Origin of the sequence: Nocardiopsis valliformis DSM 45023 (assembly GCF_000340985.1) — a bacterium.
Classification (GTDB): domain Bacteria; phylum Actinomycetota; class Actinomycetes; order Streptosporangiales; family Streptosporangiaceae; genus Nocardiopsis; species Nocardiopsis exhalans.
Window position 1 is genome coordinate 29778 of record NZ_ANAZ01000030.1, and the last position, 16971, is coordinate 46748.

General features: G+C 63.8%; 15 protein-coding genes and 1 pseudogene. 9 read left to right on the plus strand and 7 right to left on the minus strand.

Annotated features, from left to right (window positions below):
* Positions 1-163: 163 nt before the first annotated feature.
* Positions 164-583 (minus strand): hypothetical protein, encoded by a 420-nt coding sequence (locus tag D457_RS35930; protein WP_152514355.1) that lies wholly within the window; start codon positions 581-583, stop codon positions 164-166.
* Positions 584-1440: 857 nt separating this feature from the next.
* On the opposite strand from D457_RS35930, the gene D457_RS0124415 reads away from it, so the two are divergent.
* Positions 1441-2733, plus strand: a complete 1293-nt coding sequence (locus D457_RS0124415; RefSeq protein ID WP_017583303.1) for an IS701 family transposase — start codon at positions 1441-1443, stop codon at positions 2731-2733.
* Between the two features lie 24 nt (positions 2734-2757).
* Here the strand turns inward: D457_RS0124415 and D457_RS37275 are convergent.
* Positions 2758-2958, minus strand: a pseudogene (locus D457_RS37275) (IS3 family transposase); the annotation flags it as partial.
* Positions 2959-3677: 719 nt separating this feature from the next.
* Positions 3678-4268 (minus strand): SMI1/KNR4 family protein, encoded by a 591-nt coding sequence (locus D457_RS0124425; protein ID WP_017583305.1) that lies wholly within the window; start codon positions 4266-4268, stop codon positions 3678-3680.
* A 395-nt stretch (positions 4269-4663) separates the two neighbouring features.
* On the opposite strand from D457_RS0124425, the gene D457_RS0124430 reads away from it, so the two are divergent.
* Positions 4664-5032: a hypothetical protein gene (locus D457_RS0124430; RefSeq protein ID WP_026116982.1), complete on the plus strand. Its 369-nt coding sequence runs from the start codon at positions 4664-4666 to the stop codon at positions 5030-5032.
* Between the two features lie 609 nt (positions 5033-5641).
* Positions 5642-6298 (plus strand): hypothetical protein, encoded by a 657-nt coding sequence (locus D457_RS0124435; RefSeq protein ID WP_017583307.1) that lies wholly within the window; start codon positions 5642-5644, stop codon positions 6296-6298.
* 341 nt (positions 6299-6639) lie between these two features.
* Here D457_RS0124435 and D457_RS0124440 read toward each other — a convergent pair whose 3' ends face one another.
* Positions 6640-7470: a barstar family protein gene (locus D457_RS0124440; RefSeq protein ID WP_026116983.1), complete on the minus strand. Its 831-nt coding sequence runs from the start codon at positions 7468-7470 to the stop codon at positions 6640-6642.
* 552 nt (positions 7471-8022) lie between these two features.
* Complete coding sequence (locus D457_RS0124445; RefSeq protein WP_017583309.1) at positions 8023-8634, minus strand: hypothetical protein; 612 nt, start codon at positions 8632-8634, stop codon at positions 8023-8025.
* Between the two features lie 146 nt (positions 8635-8780).
* On the opposite strand from D457_RS0124445, the gene D457_RS0124450 reads away from it, so the two are divergent.
* Positions 8781-9245 carry a hypothetical protein gene (locus tag D457_RS0124450; protein ID WP_017583310.1) on the plus strand — a complete coding sequence of 155 codons (465 nt, stop codon included), beginning with the start codon at positions 8781-8783 and terminating at the stop codon, positions 9243-9245.
* Between the two features lie 684 nt (positions 9246-9929).
* Here D457_RS0124450 and D457_RS0124455 read toward each other — a convergent pair.
* Positions 9930-10733, minus strand: a complete 804-nt coding sequence (locus tag D457_RS0124455) for a helix-turn-helix domain-containing protein (protein WP_017583311.1) — start codon at positions 10731-10733, stop codon at positions 9930-9932.
* A gap of 213 nt (positions 10734-10946) precedes the next feature.
* On the opposite strand from D457_RS0124455, the gene D457_RS0124460 reads away from it, so the two are divergent.
* Both D457_RS0124460 and D457_RS0124465 read left to right on the plus strand, forming a co-directional pair.
* Entirely contained in the window at positions 10947-11585 is a 639-nt protein-coding gene (locus D457_RS0124460; protein ID WP_017583312.1) for a DsbA family protein, read from the plus strand.
* A 46-nt stretch (positions 11586-11631) separates the two neighbouring features.
* Entirely contained in the window at positions 11632-12282 is a 651-nt protein-coding gene (locus D457_RS0124465; protein ID WP_017583313.1) for an NAD(P)-dependent oxidoreductase, read from the plus strand.
* 188 nt (positions 12283-12470) lie between these two features.
* On the opposite strand, the gene D457_RS35940 is transcribed toward D457_RS0124465, so the two are convergent.
* Positions 12471-13208, minus strand: a complete 738-nt coding sequence (locus tag D457_RS35940; RefSeq protein WP_152514358.1) for a hypothetical protein — start codon at positions 13206-13208, stop codon at positions 12471-12473.
* Between the two features lie 1148 nt (positions 13209-14356).
* Between D457_RS35940 and D457_RS0124480 the strand changes: the two genes are divergently transcribed.
* The 3 genes from D457_RS0124480 to D457_RS0124490 are packed head-to-tail and all read left to right on the plus strand — an operon-like array spanning position 14357 to position 16829.
* Positions 14357-14602 (plus strand): hypothetical protein, encoded by a 246-nt coding sequence (locus tag D457_RS0124480; protein ID WP_017583315.1) that lies wholly within the window; start codon positions 14357-14359, stop codon positions 14600-14602.
* Entirely contained in the window at positions 14595-15647 is a 1053-nt protein-coding gene (locus tag D457_RS0124485; RefSeq protein ID WP_017583316.1) for a polyprenyl synthetase family protein, read from the plus strand. The genes D457_RS0124480 and D457_RS0124485 overlap by 8 nt, the downstream gene beginning before the upstream one ends.
* Positions 15648-15665: 18 nt before the next feature.
* Complete coding sequence (locus tag D457_RS0124490; RefSeq protein ID WP_017583317.1) at positions 15666-16829, plus strand: oxygenase MpaB family protein; 1164 nt, start codon at positions 15666-15668, stop codon at positions 16827-16829.
* Positions 16830-16971: the final 142 nt, after the last annotated feature.

Consider the following 16971-nt stretch of genomic DNA (forward strand, 5'->3'; position numbering starts at 1 on the left):
GTGCAGCGTCCACACAGAGAAGGACAAAGTCCTCGAACTACACGGCATCAGACGAACTTGGCTCGTATGGATCTAAACTGCGAGAACTCCGGGGCTCTAACCTCCCAGACTCGTACCAGACCTGACTTCGCCGGGACCCTGGACCTCGGACTCAACTTTGCCATCATACAATTATCGAAAAAATAAAAACGGAGCCAACAATTGAAATAGCCCAAAAAAGCCAAAGCGGAAGCGATCTAAAATGGCTTTTTCCCGCATAAGAGTAAGGTGAAAGCTTCGCCCTAGTCAAGTCAACTGAATATGCCGCCCCAGCGCCAAGATAGACCGCACCCAAAAACATCCCACTCAGTAAAATGGATCGCCCAAAACCATCACCCCCTATCGCTTCACCCAGCAACGACAGAAGAAAAAATGAAACTATCAAGAAGGCGGCATGGGATACCATTGAGAAAACTTGCATCTCGAGGATATTTTCCGCAGCCTCTTTATCAATACCCCGAGCGCGCATTTCCTTCAAGCTAAGGATGACATCACCAGGGCCCTCACTTGAGCGAAGAAAGGCCTTAGAGTACACCATTTCCATCGGCCTATACCAAGGAATGCGACCCGGGGAATCATCCATCAAGCCCTACCCATTCGAGTTGAAAATAGTATCATTAGCGATCGATCTTGCAGAGTTAAAAACGGTATATGAATTGTCAACTACGCTCGTCACCTTGACCCGCGGAGACCACTTGCCCTCATGACTCCTCCACTGTGCCCCTGCCTTACGCGCAGTATCCCTCCATCTTCCAATACTCCCACTAGGCCCCCTCCCTGAACCATACCAACGGGCAGTTTCTTTAAGATGCCTTCCCCCAGAGAGGCCGCGACTTGCCCATCGAACCGCACCGAATGGCCCCACTGCAAGAACATCGAAAGCACCACTCTTATCACCATCGGCAAGCTTTTGACTTCCGCGCACTACACCAATAGCAGCAGACGCACCCGCGCAGATTACGCACCCGAAGAGCCCAGCGACTCCAAGAATAAGACCGGCGTCATCAGCAATCTGCCCCCAATTGGCTCCTCCTTGATTATTTGTGTAGCGGCTCTGGAACCAGTTTCCATTATCCTGCTTCGCATTGTTTAGCGCCTGGTCTTCTGGTGACACAGTCGCGCTTACACCCGAAAAAGGGTTCACGGGAGAAGGCACAGGCCTAGGGGTAGGAGCGGGCACCCAAGGAATACGGGACCACCCCGCCTGAATCGCTCTCGACCCACCACCATACGCACTACCCGCAGCATAGCTAGTACTCCAGTTGTAGATCCTGTTTGCCCTGTTCAGAGACCATTTGGCCGGACCGGAGAGATTCACCCCGCTGATCTGGCCGTTTCCCGGACACACCAACGGCCACCGCCCGATCATCGATGGTTGTGAAGACAACAAATCCCGAGGCGGTGGCCGCGGCCACCAGCGTAGCGGCCCAGCGCTGGCCCCACCTGCTGAACGAGACGATCTCCACGGTTGTTGACCCGTACCTGGCCCGCCCCGAGACCCGCACCACCGCCCGCGACCTGATCCGTGCCCTGCTCGCACCGCTGACCCGCAAGAACTGCTGGACCCTGGCCGAGCACACCGGTCACCGGTCCCCCTACCGGATACAGCACCTGCTGGGCCGTGCCCGCTTGGACGAACGAGCGCTGGCCACCGCCTTGCGCGGCTACATCGCTCACTACCTGGGCACCAACGACGTGGTCCTGGTCGTGGATGAGACCGGTGATGTGAAGAAGGGCGACCGTACCGTCGGGGTGGCCCGCCAGTACTCGGGCACCGCCGGAAGGATCGAGAACTGCCAGGTCGCGGTCTACCTCGCCTACACCACACCCGGGGCCCATGCCCTGATCGACCACCGCCTCTACCTGCCCCGCACCTGGACGGAGGATCCCGAGCGGCTCCACACCGCGGGAGTGCCCGAACAGGTCCAGTTCGCAACCAAACCCGAACTCGCCCGCCAGATGATCGCTGCGGCTGTGGAGTCCGTTCCCACCGCGTGGGTGGCCGGCGACGAGGTGTACGGTCGCAACCCCGGCCTGCGCACCTACCTGGAGCAACACCGCATCGGATACGTGATGCAGATGGCCGCCACCGACCGGCTGGTCACCCCGCGCGGGCTCCTCGCGGTCAAGGAGCTGGCCGTCCTGGTCCCCGAACAGGCCTGGCAGAAGCTCTCCGCTGGGACCGGGGCCAAGGGCGAGCGGTTCTACAACTGGGCGCTCATCGACGATGTCGCGGACGGATCCGGGGTGCGGTGGGTGCTGTTGCGCCGCAACCGCACCACCGGTGAGCTGGCTTTCTACCGGTGCTATGCCCCCGCTCCGGTACCGCTGGCGCGCTTGGTGGCGGTGGCCGGACGGCGGTGGCGGGTGGAGGAGTCCTTCGCCCAGGGCAAGGGCTTGGCCGGGCTGGACGAGCACCAGGTGCGGACATGGACTTCCTGGCACCGGTGGAGCCTGTTGGTGATGGTTGCCTACGCGTTCGCGGCCGTGTGTCGTCTGGCTGAGCTTCGACGGCATCCGGTTCCGGAGTGGTTGGTTGCGTTGACCTGCAACGAGATCGTTCGTTTGCTGAACGCTCTGTTCGCTTGCGTTCCGGATGTGGAGCACGTGCTGGCGTGGTCGGTGTTCAGACGCTCTCACCAGGCACGGGCCAGGTCTTGCCACTACCGCAGACAAGCAGTCCGAGAATCATGACAAACCGGATCTACAACTGGAGTATTAGAGGCTCGGAACCAACGCTTCGTCGTGTGCTGACACAGATTCCTGCCGGTAGAAGTTGTCTTCGAACTCCGCTGGAGGAACCAGCCCGATCTCGCCGTGCAGGCGGCGATGGTTGAACCAGTCCACGTATTCGGCCAGCGCGTTTTCATAGGAGTCGCTGGTGGAGCCGACCAAGGCCACCGCGCCCGCTTCGGCCAGGCACTGGAGTTGAGCCTGTCCTCGACGTGCCGCCACGCCCTGCCCGTCCTTCGAATCCGGCCCCTCCGCCCTGACCGAGAGGGGCGGTGGTTTTGTCGGTGAGAGTTGACAGCGTTTCTCGATCAGTTTCGACAGCACCTGTTTTCAGCTCAGGGCAGTGTCGATGAGTTCTGAGAGCACCCCTTGAGACGGGGCACACCTTGCCCTTCCTCGATAGTTGCCTACACCGCCGTGCGCGACGTCGCAGGTCAAGGTGGAGCGCCCGGAGCGAAGCGAGGACGAACGACCTTGAGGTGCGACGAGCGACGGCCATACTCGGCGACGAGGAGGGCAGCGGCGCTGTCGGAACTCATCGGCACTGTCGGTCACCGACAGCGTCAAGTGCTCTCAGAAATCATCGACAAGTGCTGTCCGTTCTCACCGACGTAGCCAGGGGCGGCGAGAGGATCTCACTGCCCGAGCACCTGGCCACGAGTGTCACGGACTCCTGCCCCTACCCCGAGCCGGGCCGGGCCGGTGGTGGATCTACACCCTCACATTGGAGAACGACACCGGCGACCTCGGCTCCCCTACCGTCACCTTCACGGGCAAGGCCCACTGACCCCATCCACGACAGCACAGAGTCCCAGGCCCTGGGCCGGAAAAGTGACCCCAACCCGCACCAGAGCCCTCATCACCCGCGAAACACTCGTGGCCCCTACTGTCCCGGGCAGTCCCGGTCACGAGCCCGTCTCCTTGAACACCGCGGGGTCCTCGTACACCTGGGGGCAGGAACGGCACAGACGGCCCTGGGTGTGCATCCGGTACAGGTACTCGCTCATCGACATCGCGTGCTCGTCCCACCATTCACCGGCTTCGGTTCGTGCCACCACCGGCCAGGTGTCGGGAGGACCGTCGACCACCCAGAAATAGTCCCAACCATTCCCGTCCCCACCCCAGCGCATCAGGCCGGGAACCGAAGGGTAGAAGGTCAAGGGTGGTGACACCAGCGTCAGCGGCTCCCCTGCCCGGTTGGTGAGGTCGTTGAGTTCCTCCTGATCATCCTCATCGTCCTCATACAGGTCCCGAAGGATTTCCTCCAGATCTTGGGTGGCCTCCAACGGATTAGAGTGCTCAGGAGTCCCCACTCGGGGGTTGACCAAGCAGAAATCCCCCCATACCACCCGGTAGTACTCCGATAGCAACCGCTTGTAGTCCCTCGGCAACTCCGTACCGACCTTCTCCTCGACCTCCTCCCAGTCGATCGGTGCCCGCTCGGGCACCCTGCTCGGACCGATCACATCAATGATCCGGTCAGTGAAATCCTCCACAACGGCCTCCTCAGCACCATGACGGCAGGTTGCTCACACGGTCCGCCGTTGTAGTAGTAACACCGAGGTCGGACATGACCGCAGGCGAGAACCTCGCGAGGCACCAGGCGCAGGCCAGGTGACGGGAGGCGATCCCTGCACGCGTCTTGAGAAACGTCGGTAGAGAGTCCTTGGCCCCCACACGACACCACTCATGTGTTCACGAAGGGCGGGATTTCGGTAACTCTCAGTGATAGCTTGAGCGTATGCGCAGGCCTGAACACCCCTGGCCCCGCCGACTCGCTGCCGTAGTGATCGCCATAGCAATGAGTTGCGGGCTGGCCACACCCGCCCACGCCCAAGACCAGGATGAGGCCACCCCTGGCCTCCCGCGTTCCGGAGCCCCCTACAACGCCGTGGAACGGACCCAGCAGCCCAGCGGAAACTGCGGAATCCAGGTCAACTACCCGCATTACAGCACCCAATACAAAGAGATCCACACCCGGGTCACCAGCTTCTGCAGGGACCTGGTCCTGGTCTCCAACACCGTTTCGGCCAAGACCTACCGCTCACGCTGGTTCGGCTGGCAGCGCGTCTCCACCCTCGACCCAAAAACGAAGACCAGCGGCAACGTGCAAGAACACCGCCGAACGATCACCGCACCGTGTGACAAGGGCAGCCAATACCGCTACCGCACGGAGGGGTTCGGAGAGGTCAGCACGGGCGCGCAGACCTTCTCCGCCGCATCGTATGAACAGAACGACAACGCGATCACATGCGGCTGAGAGCCTTCGCCCACCGAGCATGGCGTTGCGTGGGGGCCTGTCTCCTCCTCACGTCATGCTCTGTTCCTCCCTCCCCCGCCTCCCCCGAAGGCGAGACAGTGCCCGGCACCGTCTGGAGACAAGTGTCTGAACGCACCCCACCGCCCGAACCCCCGCTCCTGGAGATCGGAGACCTGGAACTCACCCCGTTCCTCTCCACTCTGGGCCGGAACCCGCAATCCCCTCCAGAAAGCTTTGCTTGGCCCGAACTCGAAAACGGCACGGCGCAAGTCAGAATCCTGACCGGCAACTCGCCCATCCGTGTCGTCCTGCTCTCCTTCCCCCGCGTCGACGAGCGCGGCATCCCCGACGAATCCACATCCACCGAGGAAAGGTGCGTGGAACAGCCCCAACCACGTACGGGGGTCTCAGCAGGAGAAGTGTGTGTCTACCACCCCTTGGGCGACGACGCCATCCACGTACAAACCCGACCTCACAGGTGCTCCGCCTACCACGTCCTCCAAGCCACATGGATCAGGCCAGGGCAGACCCCCGACGGCCCCGTCGAGGAGTACGTCTCATACGCCTGGAAGGACTCCACACCCACCTGCGTGGGGGAGGGAACATCTCATGGCCGACAGTAACCGGGCCGCAGCCGCGAGTGCTCTGGCCCGGCTCGCCGCCACCGCCGCCCTACCCGCCCGCGGCCTGTTCATCGCCGAGGCACACCAGGCCGCGCCAACGGTGACACCGGAGGGAGAACCACGGCGCGGTTTCGCCCCCTACGTGGGCCACGGCAGCGGCGAGTTCACCCACCTACGACGTCAGGTGGAGATCGAACGCCACGACATGTGGACCGTGCGAGCAAAAGACAGGCTGATCAGTCGCCGCGGGGACACCATCCACCTGCGGCTGGGCGAGGACACCACCGAACAACACATCGACCCACGGGCCACCCACGAGGCGGACTGGGCCTTCTGGGCAGGAGACTGGTTCGCCGAACTCATTGAGCCCCACAGAATCATCGGCCTGCTCACCGACGTCACAGCAGCAGCCGACTCCCCGGAAACCGTGCTGAGCGCGACCCCGAACCGCAGGACCCCCTCCCCCTACGACGGAGCCGCCGCCGACCACATCACCAGGCTGGAGATCACCCCAGAAACGAACGCCCCCCGCATCAGCCGGATCACCGGCCACCACGCCGACGGCCAGCAGGACACCTACCGTCTGGTCGAAGTACACGACACGAGAGATCCCAAGCCTTCCGAGCAAGGTAACTGCTTCTAATCTGACGGCCGCAGGTTCGAATCCTGCCGGGTGCGCCACAAAACCCCAGTTCAGACGGGGCGCAACAGCCTCGCCCTCATCGTGCTCTCGCACTGATGGGGCCAAGGTCGGGCCAGACGCGTTCTCACGCCGCGCGCCCTCCCCTGCCGATGGGCTCTGCCCGCATCGCGCCACCAGCCACGACGTCCGCTCAGCAGCCTTCGGCGGCTTCCAGTTTCACGCGAGTGACGGGAGGCGCTCCCACGCACCCAGGACATGTTGCCCTCGGCATCCTTGAACACCGCCACCCAAAAGAGCCGGAAATAGCATTTCCCAGGATGATGCTCGAAAGTGACCGGCTGTCACCGAAGGACGACACTTACGCCCCGCCCCTCGAATATCTCCAGAAACAGGTCGAACAGAGAAACATCGCCCCGAGCAGTGGGCACACGCTCCACCAACCGTGCTCTGGACTCGGCCGAGAAATCCCAATGCAGGGCAAACGGAGTGGTGGCGCCCCAACCTCCTCTCAGGCAGTCCTCCAAAGCGTCAAGGTTCCAGCCGAAGTACCCACCCGGCCCGTTGATGGCCTCACCGATCGCACAGTAAAAACTATCCCTGTCCACAATGCTCCGGCCGTCCACGGTGAACACCTGGCCTGCAGAACTAGCCGGCTTCCCCCTGCGCCGGTACTGCGAGGACTGAAGCGCCACTGACAGCCACGCCCGTTTGTCCACACACGCGAGTTCGCGCCACATGCCGGTACGGCCCAGGTGTCCCTTACGAACCAGGTCCCACACCAGGTCCGCCCCGGGCAGGGCGGCCTCGCACCACAGGGTCATGGTGAGGTCGACGAGACCGACTCCCCAGATGGAAGGTTCGACATCGATGACGGTGACCTCGTTGACGAAGTAAGACCCCATGGTGGCACCGTCGGCGTCGAGAAGGTCCAACCAGGCGTTCCCGGCCACGGCGCGACGGCTACCGATGTGGTCCACGCTTTTCTGCAGGCCACCTTTCGGGAGACACCCCGAAAGACGCACTCGGCGTGCTCCGTCTCCCTCCGGCAGCGGTGTGAACAACCCTTCCGCCTCGTGAGCAAAGCCCCAGAAGTCGACGCTGTCCTCGTCCGAGGTCAGCGCATACTCTTGCCTCTCGCTGCTCCGTACCAATACTCGCGTCGTGTTCCCCATGAGGGTGCTGATCCTAACTACGGCCGCACACCGTTACCAGCTCAGGACCGATGAGAACCTCGCGAGGTGCCATCGGACGCCGCCAGGGGCCGGTGTGTGCTCCGTTTGTGCTCCGCAGTTTTGGACCGGGACGTCAGCGGGGGACATGACATGGCACTTCTAATCCGACGGTCGCAGGTTCGAATCCTGCCGGGTGCGCCACAAAACCCCAGGTAAGACGGGTCACAACGGCCTCACTCTCGTCGTGCTCTCGCACTGATGGGGCCAGGATGGGGTCGAGGTGGGGCCAGACGTGTTCTCACCCCGCGCGCCGTCCACCACCGATGGGCTCTGCCCACATCGCGCAGCACCAGCCACGGCGTCCGCTCAGCCACCTTCGGCGGTTTCCAGGTTCACACGAGTGACGGGAGGCGGTCTCGGCACACGCTGCGACCTCCATCAGACCCAGCACAAAACACTCGGCAGCCACCCTCCTCCTGACGCAAGGAATACAACTCGTCATTACCAACGATCTGTTGGGCCACTCCCACATCGGCGGGATACTCCGTGCCGTTACGGCCGAGTACCGACCGAAGGTCCATAGTTGGCGGTCAGGGTTGCGGCGTACTCGTCCGGGACGGTCCGCCCCGCGAAGGTCAGTGGGAGATACGACTCCAGAGCGCCTGACACCTCCAGGAAGGGCCCGAACTGCGCGCGCCATTCGTTTCGTGCGGCCACGTTGGGAAACCCCCGGAAAACTGCAATCTCGGGATCCCTTTCACCCCAACACCCCCATCTTCCGGAAGCTCCGGTCACAGCGACGACATTCGCGGAGATGGCAATCGAGCCCAGGATGTCACCGTCCGGCTCGTGACCGATCGCCGCCCAGTAGTTGTCCATGTCGGCCTCTACGGACAACGACAACGCCGGATACATCCGATACTCCGGACGGTAGAAGTCATCGCCATCCGGCTCAAGAACCAGCAGCTCGACGTGACTGTCGCCATGCCACCGGGCCATCGCGCAGAGCACCGGCCAGAATTTCGGGGTGAGGATCACATCGAACTCACAGAACAGCGATCCCTCCACGCCCTCTTTGAAGACCTGGCCAGGCAGCCTGGCATCGAGATCGAAGACGGTTGCGCTACGGGAGCGAACACCCAGATAGCCGTTGCGATCGATCACTGTCGAACCTGCCCCTGCCATGAGTCCTCGCCCAGCCTGATCTTGATGTCGGCCTCCGTGGACCCCGGATTGTAGTAGTCAGCTGTCCACCCCTCGTGGCTGTGTGGACGGAGATGAGTGTCGGTGCGGGGTGGGACAATCCGGAGATGCACCTGAGAATCGACCCGGACCGCCAGATCACCCCCTTCACATGCGGCCACTGCAGCTCCGAGCACCTGCGGATCTGCGGCTTCGTCAACAACGAGCACGGCGCGTTCGCGATCTACTACGCCCACCTCTACAACCACAGCGACGTGCACGAGGCCTACGTCGACATCGTCATGGACGATGACTGGAACCCCGACAGTCCCTTGGAGCCCAGCCCCAACCGGACGACCTTCGGCTGCCGGATCGGCCCGGTGGAGGGCTCCCCCGCTCCCGCGTGCTCGCTCATCCAAGCGGCCGAGTTCCACGAGGGGAACCCCTTCTACGGTGACCGACTCGACCGGGAAAGGGCCCTACCGCACCCCTGGCTGCCCCTGTTCTGGGACACCGTCGACCACCTCCTCGAACACGAACCTGACGTGAACGCGCACGTGTACTGCGTCAACGCCGCCCTACAAGAAGGCTGAGAAGATACGTAGAGCGTCTCCTCGTGCTCCGGTCCGGCGAGCAACGCTGTCCGAGACGTTCTCCTGCGGAGGTACCAGGACCGGCGGTGCCTCAGCACTCGCCAGTCGTATCGGCAAAGATCGCTTGGCCGGGTGCGGAACGGCGAAGCGCCCAGAGTGGAGCATCACCTTCAGTCCGTGGTCAGCGAGGGCCTCGCAAGGTGCCATCGGACATCGACGCAGCCAGTGTGTGCTCCGTTTGAGCTCCGCGATTTCGGACCGGGACGTCAACGGGCGGCAGGACGCGGCACAGAACGACATCCTGATTCGCTTCTAATCCGACGGTCGTAGGTTCGAATCCTGCCGGGTGCGCCACAAAATCCCAGTTCAGACGGGGCACAACAGCCTCACTCTCATCGTGCTCTCGCATTGGTGGGGCCGAGGTGGGGCCAGACGTGTTCCCACCCCGCGCCCTCCGCCGCCGATGGGTGCTGCACGCATCGCGCAGCACCAGCCACGACGTCCGCTCAGCCATCTTCGGCGGCTTCCAGGTTCACGCAAGTGACGGGAGGCGATCCCGGCACACTCCGCAGCCTCCATCACAACCGGAACAAAACACTTCCTGGCCTTCGTCGGTAGCGTCTGCACCCTCATGTGTTTTCCGCCGACCCACCAGGTGAGATGTGCTCCTGCTGCGTCAGCGCGTCAGCCCGCCCGGAAGCGGCGGCGAAACGCGGAGGGGGTGAGATCGGTCCGCTGGGTGAAGTACTTGACGAAGTTGCTGGCATCGTCGAAACCGAGCCGGTCGGCGACTCGACCGATCGGATCCTCCTCGTGGGCCAGGAGCCGTTTGGCCTCCAGCACGACACGGCGGTCGATGAACTCCTTGGCGCCCACACCGGCGGAAGCCGTGGTGGCACGGCTGAGCGTGCGGGGGGAGTAACCCAGCGCCCGCGCGTAGTCGTTCACGTTGCGGGCACGGGCGAAGCGCTCCTCCACAGCGGATCGGAACCGCACGAAGGCCTCCGGGTGGTCAGCTGTCGGGCTCCCTACCGGGGTGGCCTGGTAAGTCAACCGCAGCATCACCACGGCCAGCAGGTGCTGGAGGATGCGGGCCCGCAGAGCCGCAGGAAGCGAAGCGGTGCCCTCGTATTCGTGAACCAGGTGGCCGAGCGCCTCCTCCATGGCGGCCGCGTCGTCCCCGGCGAGCTCCCAGTGAACGCGGCCGAACAGGTCGTCCAGCCGCGTCTGGGCGGAGGTGGCCGCATCCAGCACACCGGACTGGAAAAGCACCAGCCATCCCGATCCGCTCGTGAGGTCGTGGAACTGCTGGACTTGCCCCGGACGCACCCACAGCCACGCCCCGGGGGCCGCCATGTAGTCGGTGAAGTCCACCATGTGCCGCACCATCCCCTGCTGCACGGTGAGCAACTGGTGGAAGTCGAGCCGCTGGGCCTTCTCCATGCCCGGACGGCGCCGCAACCGCCGATGCAGCTGGCCGAACGACATCACCTCGATCCCGCCCGCATCCCCTCCCGGGGGCTCATACCGGACCTCTAAAACCTCAGATTGTCCCTTTTTCACCATCATGAGTCACCACCGTACCTGGAACATGCGCTAGCTCGAACTTAGTTTAAAAGGGCAGATACGGGAACGGCCCATCATGGACGTGGCCTTGGTTCTGCGACATGTGACCTGAATCAACCATTGGAGAGGACGTCCATGACCCCTGTCGAGCTCACCTACGCCTTCGACGCCTATTGCGGTTGGTGCTACGGGTTCGCCCCGGCGCTGCACCGTTTCGTCGACGCCAATGCTGACCGGATCCGTCTGCGGGTGCTCTCCGGTGGCCTGTTCTCAGGCGCGGCGGCCGGTCCCATCAGCGCTTACCCACACATCCCGGCCGCCAACGAGCGCATCACGCGTCTGACCGGCGTCACCTTCGGGTCCCCCTACCAGCGGATGCTCACCGAGGGCAGCACGGTGATGGACTCCACCGCCGCGGCCACGGGGCTGGTGGCGTTGCGCCGGCAGGCCCCGGAAAGAGCCCTGGAGTTCGCCGCAGCGATGCAGGAGGCGTGGTACGTGCACGGCCGCGACCTGGGCGACGTGGCCGTCTACCGCGACATCGCCACCGGCAAGGGGCTCGACGCCCAGGCGGTCACGGAGGACTACACCCACCCCGCCACCCGAACAGAGGCGGAACAGGACTTCCGCGCTCTGCGCCGCCTGGGAGTCAGCCAGTACCCGACCCTGCTGCTGCACAGCGACACGGGCGTCCACCGCCTGGGCGGCCCTGTCTCCAGCGCCGAGGCCCTCAGCGCGGCCCTGGACGCCCAGCTGACAGCCGCCACCACCTGATTCCCCTAGCAAGCACATCGACAGTCAACTCGAAAGGACCATCCCCATGGCTAACATCGCGGTTTTCGGAGCCACCGGCACCATCGGCTCCCGCATCGCCGAAGAGGCCCTGGAGCGCGGTCACACGGTCACTGCCGTGGTCCGCGACCCGGCCAAGCTCACCGACCTCGATCCCCGCCTGAAGGCCGTCACCGGCGACGCCCTGGACCCGGCCTCGGTCACCGCCGCCGCCCAAGGACAGGACGTGGTGGTCAGCGCGGTCGGCGGCGGGGACGGCCCCGGCCACCTGGCCACGATCGAACCGTCCGCCCGTGCCCTGGTCGAAGGCCTGCGCGGCCTCGGAGAACAGGCCCCGCGACTGGTCTCGGTCGGCGGCGCCGGCTCTCTGCGTACCCCGGACGGTCAGCAGGTGTGGGACACCCCGGGTCTGCCCGAGGGCCTGTTGCAGATCATGCGCGCCCACGGTGACGCACTGGACTACTACCGCACCGTCACGGACCTGGACTGGACCAACGTCAGTCCTGCCGCCCAGATCGGGCCGGGCGAGCGCACCGGCACCTACCGCACCTCCGGAGAGGAGCTGCTCACCGACGAGGCCGGGAACAGCACCATCTCGGCCGAGGACTACGCCGTGGCGATCCTCGACGAGATCGAGCACCCGCAGCACCTGCGGCAGCGCTTCGCCGTAGCTTACTGAGCGCTCCCGAACCGCCGGGGCGGAGCAGGCGATACCCCTGCTCCGCCCAGGCTGGACCGCCCCGTGTCCGCCCGCCAGCGCCCCACAGCCGCCCCGGCCCCAGAATGCCATCATCCGCACAATTAAGGCATTATGTACGCGATCATAGTGCCCCAAACCGGATCTGTTTCCAGGAACGACTGCAACCCTCAGTCCTCCGCTGACCAAGAGTTGTACATCGTGACGTCCTGGATCTGCACCACCGGGATGACGGGCTGCCCGTCGTCTCTTAATTCGACTTTCCAGTCTCCGTCTTCCCAACGCAAGTCGATTGTGACCGAGGCGAACGTACCATCCGTCGCCTCAACCGCAAGATCGATACGAGATGCATTCAAAGAATGTCCCATTAGATTGTACCCACGGATCGACAATCGCAGCCCACTGTCATCCCCAGGGATACCGTTAAGCTCCAAATCCTCCAACACAGAATCACGCCCAGGACCTTCCGCCACGAGCTTCTCATTGACGCCCTGGACAAGATTGGGGTCTGATCCCATAGCCAGGATGTTGGAAGCGGCCAGGAGAGCTCCACTTGGCGAACGGGCGTAACACTGACGAAGTCCCGCGTCAGAAATAAACCCAGGGCCATCATCTGATGTTAAAGGGGCAAGCATGGTCCCAACATACTCCCATTCGACATCTCCGGGAGTTTCGTCTATCACGGTCTCGTCGTTTCCAGCCAGCCCGCACATGCTCGCCTCAGGGGAATCAATATCAACATCAGGTTCGACACCAAGGTCTTGAGACGCCTCTTTTTCTTGCGAACTTTCAGCCAGAGACGAAGCATCACTTCCCCCAGAGCAACCACTGACCCCCAACACAAAGATGGAAACCAATGAAACTATCCCGAATTTAATCCAATCAATTTTCTTGACTTGATCACCCATCGCAGCCACAACCTTCCCAGCGAATAATTTGAAATTATACCGAGAGCGCCAAATTCAGATTGGGCAAAAATGATCCTAGCAATACTTAAGACCTGCATCACCATCCCTTTGATCCGATGGTGCACAGGCCCTGGGCGCGAGGAAACCCCAGGCCAGGAACGGTGGACCTTCGTCCTCACCTGAGGCCAGTGGCCCTGTGGGGCTCCTGGCCTGCTCCCCTGAACCGGCTACCGCACCGGACCCAGGCTGCTCACCTCAGCCGGAGCCGCCGCGCTGCTACGCGGTGCGGCGGTCGCACCGGCCGCCGTCGTCGCCGCATGAAGGAACACGCTCTGGCAGACGTGCTGCGTGAGGTACGTGATGAAGCGACCCAACCCGCCCGAGGCCACCTTCACAGCCGAGCCCGCGGCCAGCACCCTCAAGGCAAGCCCGCCCAGCGCGAGGACCCAACACCCACACCCGAACTCGCCCTGCCCCCAGACGCCTTGACCACCACCCCCACCTGGACTCCCCGACCCTGAGCCACCCAATACGGGCGTTATGCCCTTTTTGCTGACCGTGGCCACCACTGGCCCCGCGGGGGCGCTGGCCGCAGGGGCGGCCCTGAAGCCGGGGCCGAAGTGTCCGGGGCCACAGCGGGGCGCTAGCGGCCCCACATCGCTCCCAGCGTCCGGGCAGAACGGGAATTGTCCGGCCCACCGCCCTACGCTAGCCCTGAGCCCGATGACCACATCCCCAGGGTTCCGACAAAGTCGGGTGATGGGGATGTGACCTGCGTCTTCGTGAGCGCAACAAGCAGAAGCGGGCGTGTTCAACCCGGTTGGATGGAAGTTCTCCACGCTGCCATCTACCCAAGGAACACGCCCGAATATGCCATCGTCCCATCCCGACTTTATTATGATTGTCTGTTTTTTCGCATTCCACATATCCCCCCCAATAGCATCAAAGCGGACCAGATCACATCATCGCATTGACAAAATCGGTGATTACCAAAGATGCTTGACAAGCAAGGACTCTGAACGGATATACGAATACCCCGAACAAGATCCACTCGGACCTTTTGTCTGTTCTCTACCGTGGTCCTTCTCATGTCAACTGAAAGCAGGGATGCTGTGGCGCACACCGGTCGCGGTGCGAGGGACGAGCACATGGACGAACCGTTGCTGATCGCGGCCGGGGTGGCCGACCTGGCCTTCAGCGGTATCGGAACGGCTCTGAAGAGAGCGAGGGCGCTGCTGGTCCGGTCTGACCTGGTGGAGCTGTCCCAGGATGGCCGGAAGGAACTGAAGCAGCGGGGTCGGCTGGCGCTGCAACGGTACGTCCCCGCCTCCGAGTCCCATTTGGAGCTGCTTGCCCGGCGGGCCGCGTCCCGGTCCGGACAGAGCGATGTCTGAGACCGAGGAGCAGTTCCTCCTCCGCACCCGGGTGAACGCCGCGTTGCAGGAGTTCGCACAGCAGGAGACAGATCGCCTCCTCGCCATCGACGCCGACCTGATGCCGGTGGCCGAACAGTTGGCCGTGGCGGTCGCCAGCGGCAAGCGCCTGCGCGCCGCGTTCTGTTATTGGGGATGGCGCGCGGCCGGGCAGCCGGACAGCGATGCCCTGGTCCGAGCCGCCACGGCGATGGAGCTGGTGCACGCCGCCGCCGTTATCCATGACGACCTCATCGACGAGAGCCCGATGCGACACGGCATGCCGAGCTCCCATGTGGCGCTGCGCGCCGCGTTCACCGGTCGAGCGCGGCCTCATGCCGGGGGCCGCGCCCTAGCCCTGCTGACCGGAGACCTGCTGATGTCGTGGGCCGCTCAGCTGTTCCTCAACTGCGGCCTGCCCGCGGCCTACCTGTCCCGCGCCCGCGAGCTGTGGGCGGTCATGACCAGGGAACTGATCGCCGGGGAGTGCCTGGAGGTCCTCCGCACCGGCTCCCGGCCCGACACGAGCAGATCGCTCCAGGTGATCCGCTACAAGACCGCCAAATACACGGTCGAGCACCCCTTGCGTATCGGTGGCGCGATGGCCGGAGCACCGGACAAGCTGTTGAAGGCCTTCACCTCCTACGGGCTTCCCCTGGGCGAGGCGTTCCAGCTGCGTGACGACCTACTGGGCCTCTTCGGGGATCCCGAACGCACAGGCAAGTCGAACCTGGACGACGTCCGAGGCAACCGGCCGACCGTCCTGTTCGCCGAAACCTGGTCGGCCGCCACCCCGGCCGAGCGCCGGGAGCTGCGCGGTTTGCTCGGCCGACGGGGCCTGGACGGCGAAGGCCTTCTGAGAGTGCAGGCGATCACGCGGCGTACCGGTGCCCTCGACCGTGTCGAGGAAATGATCGCCCAGCGTGTCCAGGCCGCGACCGCTGTTCTCGCCAGCGCGGACGTACCGGCCGAAGCAGCCGAGGCCCTGTCCCGCATGGTGGCCTCCGCCGCGTCCCGCCGTTACTGATCCGCCGAAAGGAATCCCATGTCCTACACACCAGAGTCCATGGACGCGCTACGGCTCCTGGGGGACGAACTCGCCGACGAGACGGTCAAGGAACTGTTCGAACGCGGGCAGGTCGGCAAGTTCAACACCCTCATGCGCTACTTCTCCACCGCCGGCCAGGACCTGCCCGACGGACTGCCGGACGTCGCCCGCGAGTACCTGCACGCCACCGCCGCTCCGCCCTCCTGGATCGACTGGGGTGAGATGGAGAAGGCCCGTCTGTTCTTCATCGACAACAACGTGCACATCTCCACTGCCCTGGCCTTCTCGGCGATGCCCGCCTGCTACGTCATCCCGCACGTGGCCAAGCTGCTCAGCGCCACCCACGCCCTGGAATACCCCTCACGGCGCATGGCCGAGACCGGACAGTTCACCGTCTACCTCATGCAGCCCGACGCCTTCGAGGCAGGGAGCCGGTTCGTTCCCGCGGTCCAGAAGGTACGGCTGCTACACGCCTCCATTCGCTACCACATGAGCCGCGAGGGCCGTTGGGACGTGGCCGCACTCGGCACGCCGATCTGCCAGGAGGACATGATCGGCGGCCAGATGATGTTCTCCCTCCAGGTGCTGGACGCACTTCACCGCCTGGGGATCCATATGTCGGTCGACGGCGCGGAGTCCTACTTCTACGTCTGGCGCGTCGTCGGCGAGATGCTCGGTATCAGTCCCGAGCACGCCCCGGCTGACCTGGACGAGGCCCGGAAGTTTTCCGACCTGTACATGACCAGGCACATGGGCCCCTCAGAAGAAGGGGCACGTCTGACCCGCCAGCTCATCGACCTCTATGAGGAGGTCGTCCCGGGAACCCTCCTCGATCCGGTGGTCGCCGCTCTCATCCGCTACCTCATCGGCGACACCTGCGCCGACTGGCTCCAGGTTCCGCGCACCGGCTGGGACACGGCCGTCAAGCTCTCTCCCGCCCTGATCGGCATCTTCGAGCGCATTGAGGACCGTTCTCCGCTCGGGGAGTGGGCCCTGGACCGCCTCGGCCACATCACCACCCACCTTGAGCTCAGCTCCCTCACCCGTGGCCGGATCATGCAGTACGCCATCCCCGAGCAACTCAAGGACGAGTACGGTGTCACTTCTCAAGCCAACCGGACCGACCGCTGGACCCCGCCGTCCTTGAGCCTGCGCACGTGAGCAACGGTTCCTCTGCGGCGGCACGCACCTGGAGCCATCCGTGAGGGCAGCTTGCGACTGGGTGGGTATACATACCGAGGGGCCTCGCCCAGTTGCTGTGGGTGAAGCCCCTCATTGTTCCGAGCCTCTAAAGAACCCGGCA

Bases quoted from the DNA above. Each gene is read 5' to 3' on its own strand.
- D457_RS35930 (WP_152514355.1), bottom strand. From the start codon at position 583: ATGGAAATGGTGTACTCTAAGGCCTTTCTTCGCTCAAGTGAGGGCCCT.
- D457_RS0124435 (WP_017583307.1), top strand. From the start codon at position 5,642: ATGGCCGACAGTAACCGGGCCGCAGCCGCGAGTGCTCTGGCCCGGCTC.
- D457_RS0124440 (WP_026116983.1), bottom strand. From the start codon at position 7,470: ATGGGGAACACGACGCGAGTATTGGTACGGAGCAGCGAGAGGCAAGAG.
- D457_RS0124450 (WP_017583310.1), top strand. From the start codon at position 8,781: ATGCACCTGAGAATCGACCCGGACCGCCAGATCACCCCCTTCACATGC.
- D457_RS0124455 (WP_017583311.1), bottom strand. From the start codon at position 10,733: ATGTCGTTCGGCCAGCTGCATCGGCGGTTGCGGCGCCGTCCGGGCATG.
- D457_RS0124460 (WP_017583312.1), top strand. From the start codon at position 10,947: ATGACCCCTGTCGAGCTCACCTACGCCTTCGACGCCTATTGCGGTTGG.
- D457_RS0124465 (WP_017583313.1), top strand. From the start codon at position 11,632: ATGGCTAACATCGCGGTTTTCGGAGCCACCGGCACCATCGGCTCCCGC.
- D457_RS35940 (WP_152514358.1), bottom strand. From the start codon at position 13,208: ATGGGTGATCAAGTCAAGAAAATTGATTGGATTAAATTCGGGATAGTT.
- D457_RS0124480 (WP_017583315.1), top strand. From the start codon at position 14,357: ATGGACGAACCGTTGCTGATCGCGGCCGGGGTGGCCGACCTGGCCTTC.
- D457_RS0124485 (WP_017583316.1), top strand. From the start codon at position 14,595: ATGTCTGAGACCGAGGAGCAGTTCCTCCTCCGCACCCGGGTGAACGCC.
- D457_RS0124490 (WP_017583317.1), top strand. From the start codon at position 15,666: ATGTCCTACACACCAGAGTCCATGGACGCGCTACGGCTCCTGGGGGAC.